A 21,268-nucleotide genomic window follows, 5' to 3' on the forward strand; every position below is an offset into this window, starting at 1 on the left:
GGGCAGCCGGCTTATTCGATGTTCTGCACCTGCTCGCGCAACTGCTCCACGGCGACCTTCATCTCCACCGAGATATTGGTCAACTCCAGGGCCGCGGCCTTGGAGCCCAGGGTGTTGGCCTCGCGGTGCAGTTCCTGAATCAGGAAGTCCAGGCGCTTGCCGATCTCGCCACCCTTCTTGAGCAGACGGGCGATTTCTTCCAGGTGAGCGCGCAGACGGGCCAGTTCTTCAGCCACGTCGATGCGGATGGCGTAGGCCGCCGCTTCGTTGAGGGCGCGCTCGCGCAGGTTCTCTTCGGGGATGGTCTGGGCCGCGCCGGTGCTGGCCAGGGCTTCTTGCCAACGTTCGAGAAAACGCTGCTGCTGGCGTTGCACGATGGCTGGCAGCATGGGCTCGGCGGCATCAGCCAGCTGGCGCAGATGGCTGATGCGCTCCAGCAAGATGGCGACCAGCTTCTCGCCCTCGCGTTCGCGTGCCTCCAGCAGGCCTGCCACGCACTGGCGAGCGGCCTCCAGGGCCGGTTCGTCGAGCTTCTCGGTCGCCGAGCCGCCACCCTTGCACCAGATCAGGGCCTCGTGGACCGACAGGGGTTGGGCCTTGGGCAGCCAGTTCTGTACCGAGCCTTCCAACCGTGCCAGCTTGTTCAGCTGATCAGACTGTGGCTGGGGCCAGTTGCTGTCGCTTTCGCGCTGGGTGTTGATGCGCAGCTCGATCTTGCCGCGCTTGAGTTTGGCTGTCAGCAGTTCACGCAGGGCCGGTTCCAGACCGCGCAAATCCTCGGGCATGCGAAAGCCCAGGTCCAGGAAACGGCCGTTGACCGAACGCAACTCGACGGTCACGGTGGCCGCGCTGGCGCTCTGGCCTGCCGCAGTGTTGGCATTGGAGGCCCCGGTGTTTTCACTGGGGGCGGAGGGTTGCGAGCTGACGCTGGCATATCCCGTCATGCTGTAGACTGGCATCTAGCGTTCGGTGTGGAATAAAACTCGATTATGTCAAAGCCGAAACCGGCGCCCTTGCCTGCGGGAACGGTGGTTGGGGGCTACCAGATCATCAAACGGTTGGCAGCAGGCGGATTCGGCGTGGTGTATTTGGCCGAAGACCCGGAACGCCACCTCGTCGCCCTCAAGGAATATCTGCCCTCCAGCCTGGCTGAACGTTCGCCAGGCGAGTTGACGCCGCGCGTCAAACCCGAGAAGCAGCCACTGTACCGCCTGGGTCTGAAGAGCTTCTTCGAAGAAGGCCGTTCCCTGGCGCAGATTTCACACCCGAGCGTGGTTTCGGTGCTGAACTTCCTGCGCGAGAACGAAACCGTCTACATGGTGATGAACTACTTGCAGGGCGACACCTTGCAGGATTTCATCGTCACGGCGCGCGATATGAAGCGCGACAAGGTGTTCCGCGAGTCGACCATCCGCAGCCTCTTCGACGAGATCCTGCGTGGCTTGCGCATCGTGCACCAGCACAAGATGCTGCACCTGGACATCAAGCCAGCCAATATCTTCATCACCAATGAAAACAAGGCGGTCTTGCTGGACTTCGGCGCGGCGCGTGAGGTGCTGAGCAAGGAAGGCAATTTCATCCGTCCCATGTACACGCCGGGCTTCGCTGCGCCCGAGATGTACCGGCGAGATGGCGCCTTAGGCCCCTGGACCGACATCTATGCCATCGGCGCCTGCATCTACGCCTGCATGCAGGGCTATCCGCCCAACGACGCGCCGCAGCGCCTGGAGAAGGATCGCCTGGCCTTGAGTTTGTCGCGCTTGCGCAATGTCTATTCCGACAATCTCATCGAAGTGACCGAATGGTGCATGTCGCTGGACCCTTTGTCGCGTCCCCAAAGCGTGTTCTCCTTGCAGAAGGAGCTGGCACGTGAGACCGAGCGTCGCTACACCAAACTCAGTTTCAGCGAGCGCCTCAAATTGCAACTGGAGAATCTGAAGACCGGAGCCAAAGCGTGAGGTTCAGCACCTTCCAGGTGAGCCGTCGCGGCCGGCGTGAGAAGAATGAAGACCGCATGGGGTATTGCTACACCCGTGAGGCCGGGCTGTTTGCCTTGGCCGATGGTCTTGGTGGGCATCCTGAGGGCGAGGTGGCTGCGCAGATGGCGCTACAGACCCTGGCGGCGCTGTTCCAGCGCGATGCCACGCCGGCCTTGCAGGACCCGGCGGCTTTCTTGCAGGATGCCGTGCTGATCGCCCATCAGCAACTGCTCCGCTATGCCGCCGAGAAAGGCATGAGCGACACGCCGCGCACCACCATCGTGGCCTGTGTGTTGCAAGGGCGGCGGGCTTTCTGGGCGCATTGCGGCGATTCGCGCCTGTACATGGTGCGCGCCGGCAAGCTGATCGCGCGCACCCGCGACCACTCTTACCTCGAGCTGCAAAACGCCTTGGGCCGGGTGCCGCAAGAAGGCGAGACCTTCAACCGCAATGTCTTGCTGACCTGCCTGGGCAGCCCGGGCAAGCCCATGGTCGACACCCATGGCCCCATGCTGCTCGAACAGGGAGACCGACTGCTGCTCTGCTCCGACGGTCTGTGGGGCACGGTGCCCGATGATTTGATCACCGAGCATCTTGCTGCCAGCGCGGTCGCTGATGCCGTGCCGGAATTGGTGGAGCAGGCCCTGCGCAATGGCGGGCCGCGCTGTGACAATGTGACTGCACTGGCGGTGGAGTGGGAAGGCGAGGCCGATACGGACGACGGCCATACCGAAGCCGGCATTTCCACCCGCAGCCTGTCCGACGACGGCTTTGCCACCACCATCCAGGCCGCCGGCCAGGATGCCCGCTCCGGCGGTGATGAGCTGGATGAGGCCGAAATCGAGCGCTCGGTGCGCGAGATCAATGAAGCCATACGCCGCGCCAACGAGCGCCAGAACGGCGTTCTCAAGAAATCCTGAAGGACTTTTCATCATGACTGAAACAAACAGCGCGCTGCGCGCCAGTGGCCGCGCGGCGGATGCACTTCGCCCAGTGCGCATCACCCGTCAATACACCTGCCATGCCGAGGGATCGGTGCTGATTGAATTCGGCGGCACCAAGGTGCTGTGCACGGCTTCGGTGGAAGAAAAAGTGCCGCCGCACAAGCGCGGATCGGGCGAAGGCTGGGTCACCGCGGAATACGGCATGCTGCCGCGCGCCACCCATACCCGCAGCGACCGCGAGGCCGCCCGTGGCAAGCAGAGCGGTCGCACCCAGGAAATTCAGCGCCTGATCGGCCGCTCGCTGCGCTGCGTCTTCGACTTGAAGCTGCTGGGCGAGCGCACCATCGCACTCGACTGCGATGTGCTGCAAGCCGATGGCGGCACCCGCACCGCGGCCATCACCGGTGCTTACGTGGCAGCCGCCGATGCGGTCAGCTGGCTCATGGCTCAGGGCAAGATCACGGCCAGCCCGATCCGCCAGGCGGTGGCAGCCATTTCGGTGGGCATCGTCGAGGGCACGCCCTTGCTGGACCTGGAATACACCGAAGACTCGGCCTGCGACACCGACATGAATGTGGTGATGACGGCCGACGGAGGCTTTGTCGAGCTGCAAGGCACGGCCGAGGGCGTGGCCTTCAGCCGCACCGAGATGAATGCGCTGCTGGACCTGGCGGAGAAGGGTATTCGTGAGTTGCTGGCTGCCCAAAAGGCAGCTCTGACGGCATGAAGATTGTTCTCGCCTCCAACAATGCCAAAAAGCTGATTGAGCTGCAGGCCTTGTTCGCGCCCCTGGGCGTGGAGTTGCTGACCCAGGGTTCGCTCGGCATCTCGGAGGCCGAAGAGCCTTTTGGCACCTTCGCCGAGAACGCCCTGGCCAAGGCCCGGCATGCGGCCGAGGCCAGCGGTCTGCCGGCCCTGGCCGATGACTCCGGCCTGGCGGTCGAAGCTCTGGCCGGTGCGCCCGGCGTGCTTTCGGCGCGTTATGCCACGCTGTTCGGCCAGCCCAAGTCGGACGCCGATAACAACCGCGTGCTCTTGGAGCAAATGGCGCAGTTTCCTGCGTCCGAGCAGCGGGCGGCACGTTTCGTCTGTGCCTTGGTGGCCGTGCGCAGCGCGCGCGACCCCGAGCCGCTGATCGCCATGGGCCGATGGCAGGGGCAGATCTTGAGCGCTGCCCAGGGCGACGCGGGCTTTGGCTACGATCCGCTGATGTTCATTCCGTCCCTGGGGCGAAGCGTGGCCGAGCTGAGCGCCGCGGAAAAGAATGTACAGAGTCACCGGGCCTTGGCGGCCGCCAATCTGGCGGTGCAGATGCGCGAGGTCTGGCATCTTGGCTGATGTCATTCGCCTGATGCGGCCGGGCACGCTGAGCCTGCCGGCGCTGCCGCCACTCTCGCTCTATGTGCACCTGCCCTGGTGTCTGCGCAAATGCCCGTACTGTGATTTCAACAGCCATGAGTGGCGTGTCGACGGTGCCGCGCGCGAACTTCCTGTGGACACCGCGCGAGCCTACCTGGCCGCCTTGCGGGCAGACCTGGAGGCGGCATTGCCCTTGATCTGGGGCCGGCCGGTGGTCAGCATCTTCATCGGCGGCGGCACGCCCAGCCTGTTTCCGCCGGAGCAGATTGCCGAGCTGATCTCGGACCTGCGCGCCCGCTTGCCGCTGGAGCCGGGCTGCGAAATCACGCTGGAAGCCAACCCGGGGACTTTCGAGCGCGACCGCTTCAAGGGCTTCCGCGCGGCCGGCGTGACCCGCTTGTCCATCGGCGTGCAGAGTTTCGACGATGCCAAGCTCAAGGCCTTGGGCCGGGTGCACAGCGGCGAGCAGGCGCGAGCCGCCATCGCCGAGGCAGCGCAGGCGTTCGAAACCTTCAACATCGACCTGATGTACGCATTGCCGGGCCAGAGCCTGGCCGAGCTGGATCTGGAACTGAGCACGGCCCTGGCTTTTGTGCCGCCGCATCTGTCCGTCTATCACCTGACCATCGAGCCCAACACCCGTTTCGCCACAGTACCGCCGCAGGACCTGCCCGATGCTGACCTGGCCAGCGAGATGTTGGACCTGATCACGGCGCGCACCGGTGCCGTGGGCATGGATCGTTATGAAGTCTCGGCCTATGCCCGGGCTGGACACCGTTGCGCCCACAATCTGAACTACTGGCAGTTCGGTGACTACCTCGGCATCGGCGCCGGTGCGCACAGCAAGATCTCCTTCCCGCACCGCGTGCTGCGCCAGGTGCGCTGGCGTGAGCCGGCGGCCTATATGACGCAGGCGATTGACGGAACGGCGGTGTCCAACGAGAACGAAGTGGCCCGCGCCGAGCTGCCTTTCGAGTTCATGCTCAATGCCTTGCGCCTGCGCGAGGGCGTGGGCCTGCAGTCCTATCTGGAACGCACCGGCCTGCCGCCGTCGAGCATTGCCCGCGCCCTGGAGCAAGGTCGCCAGCGCGGCCTGCTCGAGCTCGACCTGGCGCGCATCGCGGCCACCGCCCGGGGCTTCGATTTCCTCAGCGACCTGCAATCCCTGTTCTTGGCGGATTGATCGCTTCGGCGCCTCAGGCTGCCATCACATAGACACTCAAGGCCTCATGCTTGGCATGACGCTTGGCCGTGGCCGCAGCGCTGGCCACATCTTCGGCGCGCTGCAGGCTGCCGGGGCTGACCCGAACCGCGCCAATGCTGAGCGTGGTGCAGGGGTGGAAGCGCATATCGCCGTGGCGGTCCTCGGCCATGATGCCGCCGGCTTGCAGTGCTGCGGCATCAAAGAGGTTGCGGGCCAGTTCATTGAAGCCGTTGACGATCTGCTCGCAACGCTGCTCCCAGTCGGCGCTCTGGAACAGCATGACGAAATCATCGCCGCCGACATGGCCGAGAAAGTCGCGCTGGCTGTCGCAGTGGTTGCTGGCCACGCGCGCCACCAGGCGGATCATCTCGTCGCCGCGCCAATAGCCGTATTCGTCGTTGAAGGGTTTGAAGTGGTTGAGGTCGGCATAGGCGGCCACGAACTCGCGGCCACTGGTCAGCAGCCGTCCGATGTGCTGGCTGATCGGGATGTTGCCGGGCAGGAAGGTCAGCGGGTTGGCGTGGCGCGCCGCTTCGATGCGCGCTTCGGTGACTGAGCGCACCAACTGCTCGCCCGTGCCCAGGCCCAGATAGCGGCCTTCGCGCACGATGATGAAACCTTCGCGCAAATAGCGCTGGTCGGCCGAGGTCAGCACCGTCGTCAGTGCCTCGATGCCGGTGTCGGCGTTGACGATCAAGGGTGTCGGGTTGGCGAACAGGGTGCAGGCGTGGCGACCGTACAGGTCCATGAAGAAAGGCTTGGCCCAGCGGTTGATGAACTGCGCCCGGTCGACCAGGGCCACTGGCTCCTGGGCGGCGTTGAGCACGGCAATGGCGTGCAAGTCCTCGTGTGCATTGAAGACGCGGAACAGTTGCTCGTGGGTGGTGTCCGCCGTCACGCTGACGGCTTCCATCATCAGGCGCTCGGCGGTCACGCCATTGCTGGAGGCGCGGCGCAACTCGGGCAGCACGGCAATCTCGCTGCTGGCCAGCACCTCGCGCGCGCCAGGGAGGGCTTCGCGTGCGCCATCGCGGCTGGGGCGGCCGATCAACCAGCCCTGCCCGAAGGCCACGCCGAGATCGCGCAGCACGCGCAGTTCCTCTGCGTTTTCGATGCCCTCGGCCACCAGCTGGGCGCCAAAGGTTTCGGCCAGCTGCAGCAGGGCGCGGAAGGTCTGCAGCTTCTCCGCATGGTCGGGCAGGTCGTGGGTGAAGTATTTGTCGATCTTGACGATGTCGGGCTGGATCTCCGACCACAGGCGCAGCGAGGAACGGCCGTCACCGAAGTCGTCCAAGGCGATGCCCACGCCCTTGCGGCGCAGCACGGCGATGGCGCGGCGCAGGCTCTCGATGTCGGCGACGCGCTCATGCTCGGTCAGCTCGATCATCAGGCGGCTGGCGCAGATGCCATGTTCTTCGCAGACAAACAGCCGGTCTTGCGCCACGCCCTCGGAGACGGCGCTGGACAGGGCCGTGGCGCTCATATTGAGCAGCAGGCGACCGGGCAGCTTGAGCCGGCTCCAGTCCGCAATGGCCTGCATGGCGCAGTGCACCTCCAGCTCGTTGCTCAGCCCTTCCTGGCGTCCGGCGCTGAACAGGGCATCGGGGAATTCAAGGGCGCTGCCGAGGGGGCCGCGCACCAGGGCCTCGTGGCCGTAGATCAGGCCGCAATCGAGCTGCGCAATCGGCTGAAATACCGTCGTGAGCAGGGCCTGATCAATCAGTGTCTGCACGCTCAAGGGGGCGCGCAGGGCCGGTGGCGACGCGAGCGGCGGGCGGTTCAGAGTGGCGGTGTTCGTCATACCTGGCATGCTGCCGCGCATGCGTGACAGGGCGACGAAACGCGGCCCCGGAAACGACGAAGGCCGCAGCGGCGTGAGCAATTGCTCAGCCCTGCGGCCTTGGCGTTAGGCCCGGTGTGGCGGCCGGCCTACACGCGATTGAGTGACATGCCCGAGGTGCTGCGCAGGCGCTCAATCAGACGCGGTGCGATTTGGTTCAGCGGTAGCACTTCGTCGGCGGCACCGGCGTTGATGGCCTCACGCGGCATGCCAAAAACCACGCAGGTCGCCTCGTCTTGCACCAGGTTGTAGGAGCCGGCGTCCTTCATGACCTTCATGGCCTTGGCGCCGTCGGCGCCCATGCCGGTCAACATGATGCCCAGGGCATTGGGCCCTACCACACGCGCCGCGGAATGGAACAGCACCTCGACCGAGGGCTTGTGCCGGTTCACCGGTTCACCGTCCTGGACCCGGGCGATGTAGTTGGCGCCGGAGCGTTCGACGCTCAGATGGAATCCGCCCGGAGCGATATAGCCGTGGCCGGGCAGTATGCGCTCGCCGTCCGTGGCTTCCTTGATGCGGATGCGGCACAGGCTGTCCAGGCGCGCTGCATAGCTCTTGGTGAAGCCGGGCGGCATGTGCTGGGTGATGACCACGGCCGGGCAGTCGGCGGGCAGATTGACCAGCACGTCCTTGGTCGCTTCGGTGCCGCCGGTGGAGGCGCCGATGAAGATGATTTTTTCGGTCGAAAGCCGGCCCAAACTGGCCATGGTGACGGGCTTGGCCGGCGCGGCCGGTGCGTGCCCCGCATGGGCCGAGGCGCCAGTGGCACCGGAGGCGGGCAGGGCGGCATGGCTGCGCCGGATGTGGGCCTTGGCGGCAATGCGAATCTTGTCGGTGATGTCATCGGCGAGCAGCCGGATGCCATCGGCCACGCCGATCTTGGGCTTGGCCACAAAGTCCACCGCGCCGAGTTCGAGCGCCTTCAGGGTCACTTCGGCGCCGCGCTCGGTCAGGGTGGACACCATCACCACCGGCATGGGCCGCAGGCGCATCAGGCGGGACAGAAAATCGAGGCCGTCCATGCGCGGCATCTCGATGTCCAAGGTGATCACGTCTGGGTTGAGGGCGCGGATCATCTCGCGCGCCAGCAGTGGGTCGGCGGCGGCGCCGATGCATTCCATATCGGGCTGGCGATTGATGATCTCGGTCAGGATGCTGCGCACCAGCGCCGAATCGTCGACCACCACCACAGTTGTTTTGGCCATTGCGTACTTCTCCTCTTGGGCCTGAAATCAGAACAGGTCGACCGAGCCGCCCGTTGCCACCACGGGCTGGGCTTTCTGCGCGGCATTGCGATCCTGTTGCACCAGGGCGTCGGTGTTGGCGGGGGCCAGTCGTTTGACCATGGCCTTGCCGCTGAAGGGCAGGAAGCAAACCTTGCGCGGGTAAATGTCCATCACGTCCTTGGACACGATGGGGATGCGCTCGAGCTTGAGGAAATCGATCACAAAATTGGTGTTGCGTTCGCCGACATTGATGGTGTTCATGCCGGCGATCACGGCGCCTCCGCCAAAGATCTTGGCTTCCATGCGGCCTTTGGAGGCACCGCGCTTCATCATCTCGTTGATCAGCAGTTCCATGGCGAAGGAGCCATAGCGGCCTGAGTCGCCGCTGCCTTCAGGCAGCATGAAGTGATTCATGCCGCCGATTTGCGCATGGCGGTCCCACAGACAGGCTGCAATGCAGGAGCCGAGGGTGGTCATGACCAGCAGGTCTTCGTTGTCAACGAAGTATTCGCCGGGCAGGATCTTCACCGCCGCATTCTTGAAATGGGCGTCGTAGAAGAAGAACGATGCTTCACCTGGCTTGCGCGGCACTGCCTTGAGCTGGGCAACGCGGGCCGCTCCCGCGCCACTGGTGAACATCGAGCCGGTGCCTGCACCGGAAGGGGGCGGGGGGGTGCTCATGTTTTTTTATCGGTCGCTGGAGTTTGAACTTGAGGGCTGCGCCGGCGCTGGGCTCAGACGCGCTCGTAAATGGTCTTGCCGCGCAGGCGGAAGAGGTCGCGCGAATCGGTGAAATTCTCGGAGTGGCCGACGAACAGCAAGCCGTTCGGGCGCATCACGCGGTGGATGCGCTCCAGCACCTTGCGCTGCGTGGGCGGATCGAAATAGATCATCACATTGCGGCAGAACACGATGTGGAAGGGCTCACCCAGCGACCACTGCGCATCCATCAGATTCAGAGACTTGAAGTCGATCCAGCGCTGCAACTCTGGCTTGACGCGGATGCGGCCCGAGTTGCCGCCGGTGCCACGCATGAAGAAGGTCTTCAACCGGGTCGAGTCCAGACCACGCGCGTCGGCGTTGTAGACGCCGCGGCGCGCCGTGTTCAGTACATTGGTGTCGATGTCGCTGGCCACGATCTGCATCTGCGCATTGCTACCCAGGGCTTCACTGCAGGTGATGGCGATCGAGTAGGGCTCTTCGCCCGTTGAAGCCGCGCAACACCAGATGCGCACCGGCTTGCCGGCCAATGGCTTGAGGTCGTCGGTCAGGGCGTGGAAGTGGTGCTCTTCGCGGAAGAAGGAGGTCAGGTTGGTGGTCAGGCAGTTGACGAACTCCTGCCACTCCTGTGTGCCCTCTGCGCCGCTGGCGTTCTCCAGCCATTGGAGATAGGCCGCAAAGGACTTGTGGCCGGTCTCGCGCAAGCGCCGGGACAGGCGGCTGTAGACCATGGCGTGCTTGCCATCGTGCAAGCTGATGCCGGCATGCTTGTAAATCAGTTCCCGTACGCGGTCGAAATCGGCGCGACTGAAGCTGAACTCGTGGTCGATGACTTCGGCGCCTGAGGCACTTGGAACAGCTGGCATAGGTGGAGCTCGGTTATCGCCCATGGCGGCTGTGCGCAGCCCGGGTTTTGATTTTGCATCGACTGGCAGTCTGGCGGTTCAAGCGTCTTCAGCATAGGGCAAACAAAGCCGCCAATGAGGGCCAGATTGCAACTTTGGCCACAAACCCCCACTGCTAGACTGAGCCCGCACTCGCCCTTGGAACATCTTGGAAACAAGCCCACCACCCGCTTTGATGGACGCTCGACGCCTGCGGCTCGATCTGGCCCTGCAGCTGTTGCAGCAGGCCGGCGCTTTGCTGCCTGAGGCGGAACCTTACAGCGAGGATTGGGTGCAAGGCATTCTGGATGCCTTGTGCGACCTGTCCAGCAAGGACGCTTTGACCGGCCTGGTCAATCGTCGCAGTTTCGAGATGGCGCTGTCGCGCGAAGTGGACCGGGTTGCTCGGTCCGGCGAGTCGGCCTTGCTCCTGATGCTGGACATCGACCATTTCAAGGCCGTCAACGACAGCTACGGCCATGCGGCCGGTGATGTGGTGATTCAAGCCGTGGCCGGAGCGCTCAATCAGGTGGTGCGGCCCATGGATACGGTGGCCCGCGTTGGCGGCGAGGAATTCGCCATCGTCCTGCCCAAATGTGCGGCCGGTTTTGCCGCGACGGTGGCTGAGCGCTTGCGTGAGCGGGTGGCCGAGTTGCGCATCGAGATTGCCTCGGGCCAAGTTTTGTCGGTGACGGTCAGCCTGGGTGGTGCTTTTGCGCCGCAGTGGGTGAGGTCTTCGTCCTTGCTTTGGATGGAGCGGGCCGATCGTCAGCTTTACCGGGCCAAGGCCGAAGGTCGCAACCGCGCCTGTCTGGAGAATCAGGTGGAGTCCCTGGTCAGCGCCGAGGAAAAAGGCATGTTGTTCGCCATAACGCAACAGGAAAGTGAATGAGTACGACACCTGATCCTGCTGCATCGATGCCGATGGCACCGCAAGGGGCGGCTCGGCCGGCGCCCAAGGCGGGCAGCCGCGCGGGTGCCCGCACTTTGGCCGTGACCAGCGGCAAGGGCGGCGTGGGCAAGACCTTTGTCACGGCCAACCTGGCTGCCGCTTTGGCCCTGCGCGGCCAGAAAGTGCTGGTGCTGGACGCTGACCTGGGCCTGGCCAATCTCGATGTGGTGCTGAACTTGCACCCCAAGCTGACCCTGCACGATGTGTTCACGGACAAAGCGACCCTGGAGCAGGCCATCCTGCCGGCGCCGGGCGGCTTTTCGGTGCTGCTCGCCGGCTCCGGCATGGTCGAATACTCGCGCCTGACGCCTGAGGTGCGAGACAAGCTCTTGCACATCGTCGAGATGGTGCGTCCGCGCTTCGACTGGATCTTGTTCGATACCGGTGCTGGTATCTCCGATGTGGTGCTGTTTTCCATCTCCATGGCCGCCGATGTGCTGGTTGTGGCCACGCCGGAGCCCACCTCGCTGACCGATGCCTACGCCACCATCAAGGTGCTGGCCACCCAGCAGGACCGTCGCGAAGTCGGCCTGCTGGTCAATCAGGCCAACCGAGTCGGTGAAGGCAAGCTGATTTGCGGGCAATTGCAGCAGGTGCTGCAGCGCTTTGTCGGCGCCAAGCCTGGCCAGGCCTTCAAGTTGGAGTTGCTCGGCGAGGTCAAGAGTGATCAGGCGGTGCGCCAGGCGGTGCTCAAGCGCCAGTTGGTGCTCGAACACTACCCTGGCAGTGACGCGGCCCAGGCCATCAAGGCATTGGCCAATAAACTGCTGGGATGAGCAGTTCAGACACGTCCCCCGAATCTTCCTCTTCCTCCACGCCGCCCGGCTCGTCAGAGCTCAGGCCTGCCACTGCCTTCGAGTGGGTGGGCGGCGAGGCGCGAGTGCGCGCCTTGGTCGATCGTTTTTACGACCTGATGGAGTTAGAGCCCGCCTTCACCGAACTGCGAGCCGCCCATGGCCCCAGCCTCGACAGCGCTCGCGACAAGCTGTTCTGGTTCCTCTGCGGATGGTTGGGCGGCCCCGACCATTACATCGAACGCTTCGGCCACCCGCGCCTGCGCGCCCGGCATCTGCCATTCAAAATTGGCATCGCTGAGCGTGACCAGTGGGTCGCCTGCATGGGCATGGCCATGCAAGATGTCGCGCTGGACCCCGCGTTGCAGCAGCGTCTGCTCGAGAGCTTTATGGGGACGGCGGACTGGATGAGGAATGTTTGAGCCCCTCGCCCGCGGGTACGCGGGCGGTCCCCCGAGGGGACCGGACTCAGCGGCCGGCGTGGCCGGCGGCTGAGCCCTCAAGCCGGCCATGGGGCGGCCCGGCGGCCGGCTTGAGTGGAACTGGTGGCGCTTTTGCGCTACGTGCCTGCCAGTAAGACCATCAAGGCGCCGCTGCCGCCGTCGCTGGCGCGGGCCTGGACAAAGGCCAGGACTTGGTCTTTCTGCACCAACCAGCGGCGCACGCGCGCTTTCAGCACCGGCTCGCGGCCGGGCGAGCCATTGCCTTTGCCGTGGACCACGCGCACGCAGCGCAGGCCGCGGCGAGCGCTGTCCTGGACGAACTGGCCCAAGGCCTCGCGGGCCTGATCCCGACGCAGACCGTGCAAGTCCAGCTGGGCTTGCAAGCTCCAGTGGCCGCGCCGCAGCTTGCGCACCACTTCTTGCGTGATCTCGGGCCGGCGAAAGGACAGGGTGTCGTCGGTTTCCAGCAAGGTGTCGACATCAAAGTCGTCGGACAAGGCCTGCAAGAGGACCTGTCGCTCATCGGCTTCACGCTGCAGGGGCTCGGGCGCAGGCGGGGGCAGGCGATGCATCACTCGCTGCTGGCTGGCCGCCAGGCGCGTGACCGGGCCGATGCTGAGCTCGAAGATGCGCCGTTCCTGCTCGGCCAGGCGGGCGGCCGCGGCCAGGCGCTCCTGGCGTTCTTCCTCGGCGCGCCGCTGCAGCGCCAGTTCGCGCTGCAGCAGCTTCAGGTCTTGAAGGCTGTTCAGGGCGGGCGTCGAGCGTTTGGAGGGCGAGGGCTTCATGGCGAGCGCCATCATATTTGCCCACGCTCCGCCATCGAGATGACCTCGCCCATGCCCACCACGAAATGGTCAAGTACCCGGATGTCCACCAGGCTCAGCGCCGACTGCAGGGCCTTGGTCAGGATCTCATCGGCGCGCGAAGGTTCGGCCACGCCGGAGGGGTGGTTGTGGGCCAGGATCACGGCGGCCGCGCCCAGAGCCAGGCCTCGTTTGACGACCTCGCGAGGGTAGACGCTGGTTTGCGTCAAGGTGCCGCGAAACATCTCCTCCAGCGCGATCAGGCGGTGCTGGGCGTCAAGGAAAAGCACGGCAAAGACCTCGTGATCCCGGCCGCCGAGCTGGAGGCTGAGGTAGCGGCGGACTGCCTCGGGGGCATCGAACACCGCACGCTGTGCCAACTCACCGTGCAGGGACCGGCGGGCAATCTCGAGCACGGCCGCGATTTCGGCCCGCTTGGCCGGGCCCAGGCCTTTGATCTGCTTCAGGTCCGCCACGCTGGCATGCAAGAGTCCGTGCCAGCCGCCAAAGCGGTCGAGCAGTTGCTGCGCCATCTGCAGCACGGGCAAACCCTTCAGCCCGGTTCGCAGCAGCAAGGCCAGCAGCTCCGCATCGGCCAGAGCTTCAGGGCCGCGGGCCAGCAGCTTCTCGCGTGGCCGGGCGTCGGGCGGCAGGTCATGGAGCGGCATGGCGGAGACTCCGGACAGGCTGGAGGCAGGGGGCTGGGGCAAGAGGGAAGGGAGGTCTGCAAGGCTTTGGCGGCGCCTCGCCCAAGCCCAATGCGCGCAGGCCCTAAAATCGCGGCAATTCCGACCCCGTGCCCTCATGAATCTTATCCAAGCCGGTTCTTTCCTGACTCTGCACTACCGCCTTTCGGGGCCGGACGGTGCCGACGTCATCAACACCTTCGATGACAAGCCAGCCACGCTGTCCCTGGGCACGGGCGAGTTGTCGCCGGCCATCGAAGCGCGCCTGATCGGCCTGGCCGAAGGCACGCGCACCCAGTTCGAGCTGGCCGCCGGCGAAGCCTTTGGTGAGCGCAATGCCGATATGTTGCAGCGGGTCAAGCTGAGCTTGTTGCGCCAGCTCGGCGACCCGCACGAGGAGTACCACGTCGGCGATGTGGTGCAGTTCCCCACGCCCGACGGCCAGGCCAGCTATGCGGGTGTGATCCGGGAAGTGGATGGCGAAGCGCTTTTGTTCGACTTCAACCATCCGCTGGCCGGCCAGCCGGTGAGTTTTGAAGTGCAAGTGATCGGGGTGCTCTGACATGCCGAATATCAAGCCTCAGGAAGTTCTGCTGGCCGAACCGCGCGGTTTTTGCGCCGGCGTGGACCGTGCCATCGAAATCGTCGAGCGAGCGCTCGTGAAGTTCGGCGCGCCGATCTATGTGCGCCACGAGATCGTGCACAACACCTATGTGGTCAATGATTTGAAGGCGCGAGGCGCCATCTTCATCGAGGACTTGGCCGAAGTGCCGCCGGGCGCCACCTTGGTGTTCAGCGCCCACGGCGTCAGCCAAGCGGTGCGCCAGGAAGCGGCCCAACGCGGCTTCCAGGTGTTTGACGCGACCTGCCCCTTGGTGACCAAGGTCCATGTGGAAGTGGCCAAGCTGCACCGCGAGGGCTATGAGTTCATCATGATCGGCCACAAGGGGCATCCCGAGGTCGAGGGCACCATGGGCCAGCTCAGTGAAGGCATCTATCTGGTCGAGGAGGTCGGCGATGTGCCCCATGTGCGCGTCAACAATCCGGCCAAGCTGGCGGTGGTGACGCAGACCACGCTCAGCGTTGACGATGCGGCCGAGATTCTGGCGGCGGTGAAAGCGCATTTCCCCTTGGTGCGTGAGCCCAAGAAGCAAGACATCTGCTACGCCACCCAGAACCGCCAGGACGCGGTCAAGGTGTTGGCGCCGCAGGTCGATGTGGTCATCGTCGTTGGCAGCCCGACCAGCTCAAACAGCAATCGCTTGCGTGAGCTGGCTCAGCGCCTCGGTACGCCCGGCTATATGGTCGACGCCGCTGAAGATTTGCAGCCCGAGTGGCTGGACGGCCGTGCCCGTGTCGGCCTGACCGCCGGGGCCTCGGCGCCGGACGTGTTGGTGCAGGCTGTGATTCAGCGCTTGCGCGAACTGGGCGCGACCACGGTGCGCAGCCTGCCAGGCGTGGAAGAGCATGTGCGCTTCCCATTGCCCATGGGGCTGGGCGACAAATCCATGGCCGAGCTGAGCAGCTCTCGATCTTGATGCCGGTGCAGCGTCATGCCGGCGGCGCCCCACTCGGCGCCGTTTTGCTTTCATAGAATCGACCGAATTCCAAGGACACCTTTTCAAATGCTAGACATCAATCTATTGCGCAAGGACCTGGCCGCCGTGGTGGCCCGTCTCAACACCCGCAAGAACCCGCAAGCCTTCCTGGATGAAGCCCGTTACGCCGCGCTTGAGAGCGAGCGCAAAGGGGTGCAGATGCGCACCGAGGAGCTGCAAAGCCGCCGCAACAGCCTGTCCAAGCAGATTGGCATGTTGAAGGGCAAGGGTCAGGATGCATCGGCCGTGATGGCCGAGGTCGGCGGCATTGGTGATGAGCTCAAGGCTGCAGCCGATCGCTTGGAAGCGATTCAGGCCGAACTCAGCACCATGCTGATGAGCGTGCCCAATCTGCCGCACGAGAGCGTGCCGGTGGGCAGCGACGAGAGCGGCAATGTGGAAGTGCGCCGCTGGGGCACCCCGCGCAGCTTCGATTTCGAGGTGCGCGACCATGTCGATCTGGGTGCCGCCCTGGGCCTGGATTTCGAGACCGGCGCCAAGCTCAGCGGTTCGCGTTTCTCCTTCCTCAAGGGCAAAGTCGCCCGCCTGCACCGCGCCTTGGCCCAGTTCATGCTGGACACCCAGACCGAGGAGCATGGCTACACCGAGTGCTACACGCCCTACATCGTCAATCGCGAGGTGCTGGAAGGCACGGGCCAGTTGCCCAAGTTCAAGGAAGACATGTTCTGGGTGCTGCGGGGCGGCGATGACCAGGCGCAGGAGCAGTACCTGATCTCTACCTCCGAGATTCCGCTGACCAACACCGTTCGCGAGCAAGTGCTTGATGCTGCTGACTTGCCGATCAAGCTGACCGCGCACAGCCCGTGCTTCCGCTCAGAAGCCGGCAGTGCCGGTCGCGACACCCGGGGTCTGATTCGTCAGCACCAGTTCGACAAGGTCGAGATGGTGCGCATCGAGCACCCCGAGCACAGCATGGCCGCGCTGGAAGAGATGACCCTGCATGCCGAGGCCATCCTGCAGAAGCTGGGCTTGCCTTATCGCACGGTGTTGCTGTGCACCGGTGATATGGGCTTTGGCGCCACCAAGACCTATGACCTCGAGGTCTGGGTGCCGGCTCAGAGCACCTACCGTGAGATCAGTTCCTGCTCGAATATGGAAGCCTTCCAGGCGCGCCGCATGCAGGCCCGCTTCAAGAACGAGCAGGGCAAGAATGAATTGGTCCACACCCTGAACGGCTCCGGCTTGGCCGTCGGCCGCACCTTGGTGGCTGTTCTGGAGAATTGTCAGAACGCCGACGGCAGCATCACCGTGCCTGAAGTTCTGCGGCCGTACATGGGCGGAGCAGAAATTCTGCGGGCCTGAGCGAGAAAGTACTGGCAAATCTGAAAAAGCTCGCTATACTAGCGGGCTTACTCGCGGCAACCAACGCGAGCACCAGAATACCGGAGAGGTGGCAGAGTGGTTGAATGTACCTGACTCGAAATCAGGCGGACGGTAACGTCTCGGGGGTTCGAATCCCCCCCTCTCCTCCAAGTAGTACGTAAAAAACGGGCCCTCTGGGCCTGTTTTGCGTTTCTACCCATCATCCTGCCCATTAGTGGTTGGTCCGGTTGCCTATAGCTTGCTCGTGTGCATCGTTTACTTGGTTGTAGCTACAGGGACTTCACCGTCGTAACCTCGGCCGGAAACCCTGCAACCGCACATTGACGGTGGCGACCAAATGGAGAGATCTCCCTCTTGCCGCCTAGTGGGGCCTGCTTGGAATCAGTAGAGGCCGTCGTTACAACTTTCAAACCTGTGGTTCTTGGAGCGCACGGAGCACAGTTTCCCGGTCCGGGGGGGCGTGATGGCAGAGGTGCAGCATGCTTAAGGGTTGCCCTCTGCAAGGTTTTGGCGTTTACCTGTCATTGTTGACAAATGGAAGTTGTTGGCGACAGATGGCATAAGTTTGGCGGCGTAAAGTCAGATTCACTGCGGTCAATCCAGATCCAATGAGCACATTCCTTCGCCGAGGCCATCCGTTCGGATTGCATCAAGGCGGGAGAGGGCGAAGCGCGGGAGAATGACGCGCATGCTTAAGCTTCTTTTTCCAATGGTTGCCATTTTGCTGGCGTCCTGCGGTGGCGGTGATGCTCCGGCCTCTGCCACCTGTACCGCTTTGCCGATGGTTCGAATCCAATTGTTCGGCGATTCAACGCAGGTTGGTTTCGATTCCGCCTCGCCCGGTGAGGTGGCGCCGCACAACCCTGCCGCCGCGCTGCAAGCCTTTTTTGATGCTCGATATGGATTGGGTAAGGTCAAGGTCAGCAGTCGGGCGGTGAACGGGTCCGGCGCCTGGCAACTGGTCGCAGGTAGCGACACCTTGAACTTGCCTTGGCCTGGTTCAGTGGCGGCCGAAATCGTCGTGGTGAACCACGGCATCAATGACTTCTATCTAGTCAATGACATCGCAGCCTATCGAAAGAACCTGCAGACGTTGAGCATGGCACCCGGCGCTCGCGTCGTGTTCGAGACACCCAACGTCTTGCGAAAGCTGGATATCAGCCCTTTTGTGAGGGTTATGCGAGAGGTGGCCGCAGAGAAGGGGCTTCCGCTGGCTGACGTGTTCGCCTACACCAGCGCTCTGCCCGACTGGCCGGTGCTGCTCCACGACAACGCCCACCCGAGCGACAGCCTGTATCAGATGATCAGCCGTGACGTGCTGCAGCCGACTATTGCGCCCATCGTGGCGCAGATGCTTTGCCGGTAGCTATTTCACGGCGCAATTGGCTGCACCTGGCTGGCGCGACATCGCTCAGGTGAATGTGATCTTTGCCATGGCGCCGGCAGTGCTTACCCGGGGCAGTGCGGCGGTGGCGGCGATGATGCCTAGATAAGTGCATGAAAAGTCCAGTCGAATTGCAGGACTGCTTTCTGCTGTGTATGGCGGTGGCTGTGCGCTAGCTTTTTGGATTGGTGGGCGACTTCCCGTACAACGGGCCTCTCGTGGGGCGCATCTTCACCGATGTGGGTTGGGCTGCGCAGCAAGTTCATCAGGGAGAACTGGATGAGCCTGCGATTGAGGTGGCGATGCGATTGTTGGAATTAGCACTGAGCATTCCGGTGGCGCAAGAGATTCGATCTCTATCAGGGAGGGCGGCCTGGGCCCGCGTCGAAGTGAACGCCCCCGCGGCGCTTCTGGGGCCGCCATCAAGGAATCAGACAACTTCTCATTAGACGCCGCTGGAAACGGCGAGTCCACAGTGCCTACCATCCGATTCATGATCAGTGCAAAGGGTTGTTTCTAGGAGCAGCAGGTGTCGGCAGACCGGTGAACGAACCGGGGAACGTAATCAGATCGGCAATGAGTAGAGCAAGCATTCTCGCGACCTGCAGCCTGATTTCCGATGCCTTACCTCAGCAGGCGCAGCAAAACGGGCCCATGTGGCCCGTCTTTGTTTTGTGCGCGCCGATTTTGTGATCGGCGTTGGATGGGGGCAAAGGTGTGCCGTCGACTCAGTCCGGCATACCCATCAGCAGGTCACCGCCGGCATCGAGCCAGGTCTCCCAGTCGCAGTCTTCAAGCTCTAGCGTTTGCGGAGTGGCCGTAGGCAGGGCGGGTGCCATTGGGGCGATGTTGCCGTGCTGGGATTCGCGCATGCTGCGGGCCTTGATCCGACGGCGCATCGCATGCTGCGGCGTGGCGGCAGCGTGGACCTGCGGCAGGACCGAACTGAGAAACGAGGCGTGGCTGCTGGAACGGTTCTGGAACTGCATGTGGGCTCTCCTGTCGATGGATGCAACTGTCCTCCGAAGGTGGCCTGCTTCACACCCCCGCAAAGGGTGCCCTCCGATGGGGGAGGTGAACTGGCTTGACCGATGCTCCCAGCTCTGATTGTCCGGCGTGCCCGCATATCTGTGACGCCCGGCGTGAAGATGACCAAAATCTCCTCAGGCCGCCCTCACAATGAGTGCTTGGGCTGGCGCCGTCGATGCCCGCGCTGTGACGAACGCAAAGGAGTCTTCCATGTGCCCACGCAATTCGCTGGCAAGGCGCCTTTTGCTGGCCATTCTGCTCGGCCTCGCTGGCTTCGCGAACAGTGCTTCGGCCAATACGAGTTCACTGCAGATTTCGGCTGACGGCGCGTGGGTCTTGGAAGGCGAGGGCCTGCTGCGCTGGCCGCGTTGCGTTGAGGGCATGCAGTGGGATGGCAAGACCTGCCGCGGCACGCCGATGCTGATGACGCGTGACGAAGCCATCTCCTTGGTGCGTGCGCGCAATGCCACCCTGGCAGCCGCCAAATCTGCCGGCTCGGACGGTGTGTGGCGCTTGCCGCGCGTGCCCGAGATGCGGCGCCTGGCGCAGGCGGCGCACCGGCCTGCCGGCGTCAAGGATGGCGCGACTGCGGGCCTGGACCCGCGCTTCTTTCCTGCGGCGCCGGCAGGGCTGCATTGGTCGGTCACCTCACAGGTCGATACCGCTGCGGTCAACCCTTACAACTACGGCAATATCGCCCAAGGCCGGCGGCCGGACAATGCCAACAGCATTGCTTTTCTGCATGGTTGGGCGGTCGATCTGGACAGCGGAGAAGCCCAGGGCGAAGTGCCCAAACGCAGCCGCCTGCCGGTGCGCCTGCTGCAAGTTCTGCCCTGAGCGCGAGAATGCGGTGCGGACAAAAAAATGCCCCGGCAGACTCGCAAGCCTGCAGGGGCCGGTTCAGTCGCCCTGAGGCGGCAAACCAATCGATCGGGCATCCGATCGAGGAGACAAAGTGGAACTGAAGCGCGGCGTCACTCGCTTTTCAGCAGCGGGCGCCCTTCGGTCACAATGAATGCCACTATAAGACCAATCTAGGGTTCTGGCTTCGAAGGATTCCAGCTTTCTATTGCCGTTTTTTGCACGATTGAACGAAAGTTACAGGCTTCGTTCTGTGCCGCTCAGAGGCTGGCCGGGGATGCTGATTCCTGTGCGGCTGCTTCCACGGCCTCGCGCGTCAAGGGTGCGGCGAAGGTGGACATGAAAGCGTAGACATAGTCCCGCAGATAGGCGCCGCGGCGCACCGCCAGGCGGGTCATGTTGTCGGCAAACAGATGACGCGCGTCGATGGCCGAGAGATGCAGGTCGCGCTCGTCGTCGTAAGCGATCGAAGCGACGATGCCAACGCCAAGGCCCAGTTCCACATAAGTCTTGATCACGTCGGCGTCCATGGCGGCCAGCACGACATTGAGTTCCAAGCCAGCAGCGCGGAACGCGTCGTCGATGTGGGAGCGGCCGGTGTAGCCGAGCTCGTAGGTGATGATGGGGAACTTGGACAGTCGCTCCAGGGTCAAGACCTGACCCTCGGCCGCTTCTTTCGCCAGCGCATGGTCGGGTGGAACGACCACCGAGTGGGTCCAGCGGTAGCAGGGCAGGGCGATCAGCTCGTCATACTGGGCCAGGGCCTCGGTGGCGATGCCGATGTCGGCTTCGCCGTCGAGCAGCAGACGGGCCACCTGCTGAGGTGAGCCTTGGTGCAGATGGAGGGCGACATCGGGGTGGGCGGCGCGGAAATCGCGCACCACCGGCGGCAGGGCATAGCGGGCCTGGCTGTGGGTGGCTGCGATGCGCAGCGTGCCCACACCGGTGCGGGCGAAATCATCACCGGCGCGGCGCAGATTGTCGGCCTCGTGCAGCATGCGTTCGATGATGGGCAGCACATGGCGGCCCGGTTCGGTCAGGCCGGTCAGACGCTTGCCAGCGCGCATGAAGATCTCGATGCCCAGCTCGTCCTCCAACTCGCGGATCTGCCGACTCACGCCGGGCTGCGAGGTGTGCAGGGCATGGGCCACTTCGGTCAGATTGAAGCCGCGGCGCTGGGCCTCGCGGATGGAGCGCAGTTGCTGGAAGTTCATG

Annotated in this window: 22 protein-coding genes and 1 tRNA gene; 14 read left to right on the top strand and 9 right to left on the bottom strand. The window is 63.8% G+C overall.

Annotation, left to right across the window (positions count from 1 at the left end; genetic code table 11):
* Positions 1–11 precede the first annotated feature (11 nt).
* Positions 12–959 carry a YicC/YloC family endoribonuclease gene (locus LNV28_RS11085; RefSeq protein ID WP_263519806.1) on the bottom strand — a complete coding sequence of 316 codons (948 nt, stop codon included), beginning with the start codon at positions 957–959 and terminating at the stop codon, positions 12–14.
* A gap of 30 nt (positions 960–989) precedes the next feature.
* Here LNV28_RS11085 and LNV28_RS11090 point away from each other — a divergent pair, with 30 nt between their 5' ends.
* Genes LNV28_RS11090 through hemW form a run of 5 tightly spaced genes read left to right on the top strand, consistent with a single transcriptional unit; the run spans position 990 to position 5,465 of the window.
* The gene (locus LNV28_RS11090; RefSeq protein ID WP_102769957.1) at positions 990–1,958 is read left to right on the top strand and encodes a serine/threonine protein kinase; all 969 of its coding nucleotides are present in this window, start codon (positions 990–992) and stop codon (positions 1,956–1,958) included.
* The gene (locus tag LNV28_RS11095) at positions 1,955–2,899 is read left to right on the top strand and encodes a PP2C family protein-serine/threonine phosphatase (protein WP_263519807.1); all 945 of its coding nucleotides are present in this window, start codon (positions 1,955–1,957) and stop codon (positions 2,897–2,899) included. Before LNV28_RS11090 ends, LNV28_RS11095 begins: the two co-directional genes overlap by 4 nt.
* 13 nt (positions 2,900–2,912) lie before the next feature.
* Positions 2,913–3,650, top strand: coding sequence for a ribonuclease PH (gene rph / locus LNV28_RS11100; protein WP_318013848.1), 738 nt, complete (start codon positions 2,913–2,915; stop codon positions 3,648–3,650).
* The gene (gene rdgB / locus LNV28_RS11105; RefSeq protein ID WP_263519808.1) at positions 3,647–4,261 is read left to right on the top strand and encodes an RdgB/HAM1 family non-canonical purine NTP pyrophosphatase; all 615 of its coding nucleotides are present in this window, start codon (positions 3,647–3,649) and stop codon (positions 4,259–4,261) included. Before rph ends, rdgB begins: the two co-directional genes overlap by 4 nt.
* Positions 4,262–4,274: 13 nt before the next feature.
* A complete protein-coding gene (gene hemW, locus LNV28_RS11110) occupies positions 4,275–5,465 on the top strand; it encodes a radical SAM family heme chaperone HemW (protein ID WP_263519860.1) in 1,191 nt (396 codons plus the stop codon).
* 13 nt (positions 5,466–5,478) lie between these two features.
* Here the strand turns inward: hemW and LNV28_RS11115 are convergent, their stop codons facing one another.
* From LNV28_RS11115 to LNV28_RS11130, 4 genes are all read right to left on the bottom strand, one after another.
* Entirely contained in the window at positions 5,479–7,287 is a 1,809-nt protein-coding gene (locus tag LNV28_RS11115; RefSeq protein WP_263519809.1) for a GGDEF domain-containing protein, read from the bottom strand.
* A 128-nt stretch (positions 7,288–7,415) separates the two neighbouring features.
* On the bottom strand, positions 7,416–8,534 hold the full coding sequence (locus LNV28_RS11120; RefSeq protein ID WP_263519810.1) for a protein-glutamate methylesterase/protein-glutamine glutaminase: 1,119 nt from the start codon (positions 8,532–8,534) through the stop codon (positions 7,416–7,418).
* Between the two features lie 27 nt (positions 8,535–8,561).
* Positions 8,562–9,194: a chemoreceptor glutamine deamidase CheD gene (gene cheD / locus LNV28_RS11125; protein WP_263519861.1), complete on the bottom strand. Its 633-nt coding sequence runs from the start codon at positions 9,192–9,194 to the stop codon at positions 8,562–8,564.
* A gap of 95 nt (positions 9,195–9,289) precedes the next feature.
* Entirely contained in the window at positions 9,290–10,141 is an 852-nt protein-coding gene (locus tag LNV28_RS11130) for a CheR family methyltransferase (RefSeq protein ID WP_263519811.1), read from the bottom strand.
* Positions 10,142–10,355: 214 nt separating this feature from the next.
* Between LNV28_RS11130 and LNV28_RS11135 the strand changes: the two genes are divergently transcribed.
* From LNV28_RS11135 to LNV28_RS11145, 3 genes are read left to right on the top strand one after another with little or no spacing between them, the layout of a single operon-like run.
* Positions 10,356–11,051, top strand: coding sequence for a GGDEF domain-containing protein (locus tag LNV28_RS11135; RefSeq protein ID WP_263519812.1), 696 nt, complete (start codon positions 10,356–10,358; stop codon positions 11,049–11,051).
* The gene (locus tag LNV28_RS11140) at positions 11,048–11,887 is read left to right on the top strand and encodes a MinD/ParA family protein (protein WP_263519813.1); all 840 of its coding nucleotides are present in this window, start codon (positions 11,048–11,050) and stop codon (positions 11,885–11,887) included. The genes LNV28_RS11135 and LNV28_RS11140 overlap by 4 nt, the downstream gene beginning before the upstream one ends.
* Entirely contained in the window at positions 11,884–12,327 is a 444-nt protein-coding gene (locus tag LNV28_RS11145) for a group II truncated hemoglobin (protein ID WP_263519814.1), read from the top strand. Before LNV28_RS11140 ends, LNV28_RS11145 begins: the two co-directional genes overlap by 4 nt.
* A gap of 137 nt (positions 12,328–12,464) precedes the next feature.
* On the opposite strand, the gene LNV28_RS11150 is transcribed toward LNV28_RS11145, so the two are convergent.
* On the bottom strand, positions 12,465–13,133 hold the full coding sequence (locus tag LNV28_RS11150) for a Smr/MutS family protein (protein ID WP_263519815.1): 669 nt from the start codon (positions 13,131–13,133) through the stop codon (positions 12,465–12,467).
* Between the two features lie 11 nt (positions 13,134–13,144).
* On the bottom strand, positions 13,145–13,819 hold the full coding sequence (radC, locus tag LNV28_RS11155; RefSeq protein ID WP_263519816.1) for a RadC family protein: 675 nt from the start codon (positions 13,817–13,819) through the stop codon (positions 13,145–13,147).
* 136 nt (positions 13,820–13,955) lie between these two features.
* Here radC and LNV28_RS11160 point away from each other — a divergent pair, with 136 nt between their 5' ends.
* The 5 genes from LNV28_RS11160 to LNV28_RS11180 all read left to right on the top strand — a co-directional run bounded on the left by LNV28_RS11160 (position 13,956) and on the right by LNV28_RS11180 (position 18,145).
* Positions 13,956–14,399: an FKBP-type peptidyl-prolyl cis-trans isomerase gene (locus tag LNV28_RS11160; RefSeq protein WP_263519817.1), complete on the top strand. Its 444-nt coding sequence runs from the start codon at positions 13,956–13,958 to the stop codon at positions 14,397–14,399.
* Between the two features lies 1 nt (position 14,400).
* On the top strand, positions 14,401–15,375 hold the full coding sequence (gene ispH, locus LNV28_RS11165; protein WP_263519818.1) for a 4-hydroxy-3-methylbut-2-enyl diphosphate reductase: 975 nt from the start codon (positions 14,401–14,403) through the stop codon (positions 15,373–15,375).
* Positions 15,376–15,462: 87 nt separating this feature from the next.
* A complete protein-coding gene (gene serS / locus LNV28_RS11170; RefSeq protein WP_263519819.1) occupies positions 15,463–16,758 on the top strand; it encodes a serine--tRNA ligase in 1,296 nt (431 codons plus the stop codon).
* Positions 16,759–16,840: 82 nt separating this feature from the next.
* A tRNA-Ser gene (locus LNV28_RS11175) sits at positions 16,841–16,928 on the top strand.
* Between the two features lie 539 nt (positions 16,929–17,467).
* Positions 17,468–18,145: an SGNH/GDSL hydrolase family protein gene (locus tag LNV28_RS11180; protein WP_263519820.1), complete on the top strand. Its 678-nt coding sequence runs from the start codon at positions 17,468–17,470 to the stop codon at positions 18,143–18,145.
* A gap of 746 nt (positions 18,146–18,891) precedes the next feature.
* Here LNV28_RS11180 and LNV28_RS11185 read toward each other — a convergent pair.
* The gene (locus LNV28_RS11185; protein WP_263519821.1) at positions 18,892–19,152 is read right to left on the bottom strand and encodes a hypothetical protein; all 261 of its coding nucleotides are present in this window, start codon (positions 19,150–19,152) and stop codon (positions 18,892–18,894) included.
* A gap of 250 nt (positions 19,153–19,402) precedes the next feature.
* On the opposite strand from LNV28_RS11185, the gene LNV28_RS11190 reads away from it, so the two are divergent.
* Positions 19,403–20,029, top strand: a complete 627-nt coding sequence (locus LNV28_RS11190; protein WP_263519822.1) for an Lcl domain-containing protein — start codon at positions 19,403–19,405, stop codon at positions 20,027–20,029.
* A 284-nt stretch (positions 20,030–20,313) separates the two neighbouring features.
* Here LNV28_RS11190 and LNV28_RS11195 read toward each other — a convergent pair whose 3' ends face one another.
* Entirely contained in the window at positions 20,314–21,267 is a 954-nt protein-coding gene (locus tag LNV28_RS11195; RefSeq protein WP_263519823.1) for a CysB family HTH-type transcriptional regulator, read from the bottom strand.
* Position 21,268: the final 1 nt, after the last annotated feature.

Source organism: Paucibacter sp. DJ2R-2, from assembly GCF_025717675.1.
Lineage (GTDB): Bacteria > Pseudomonadota > Gammaproteobacteria > Burkholderiales > Burkholderiaceae_C > Paucibacter_A.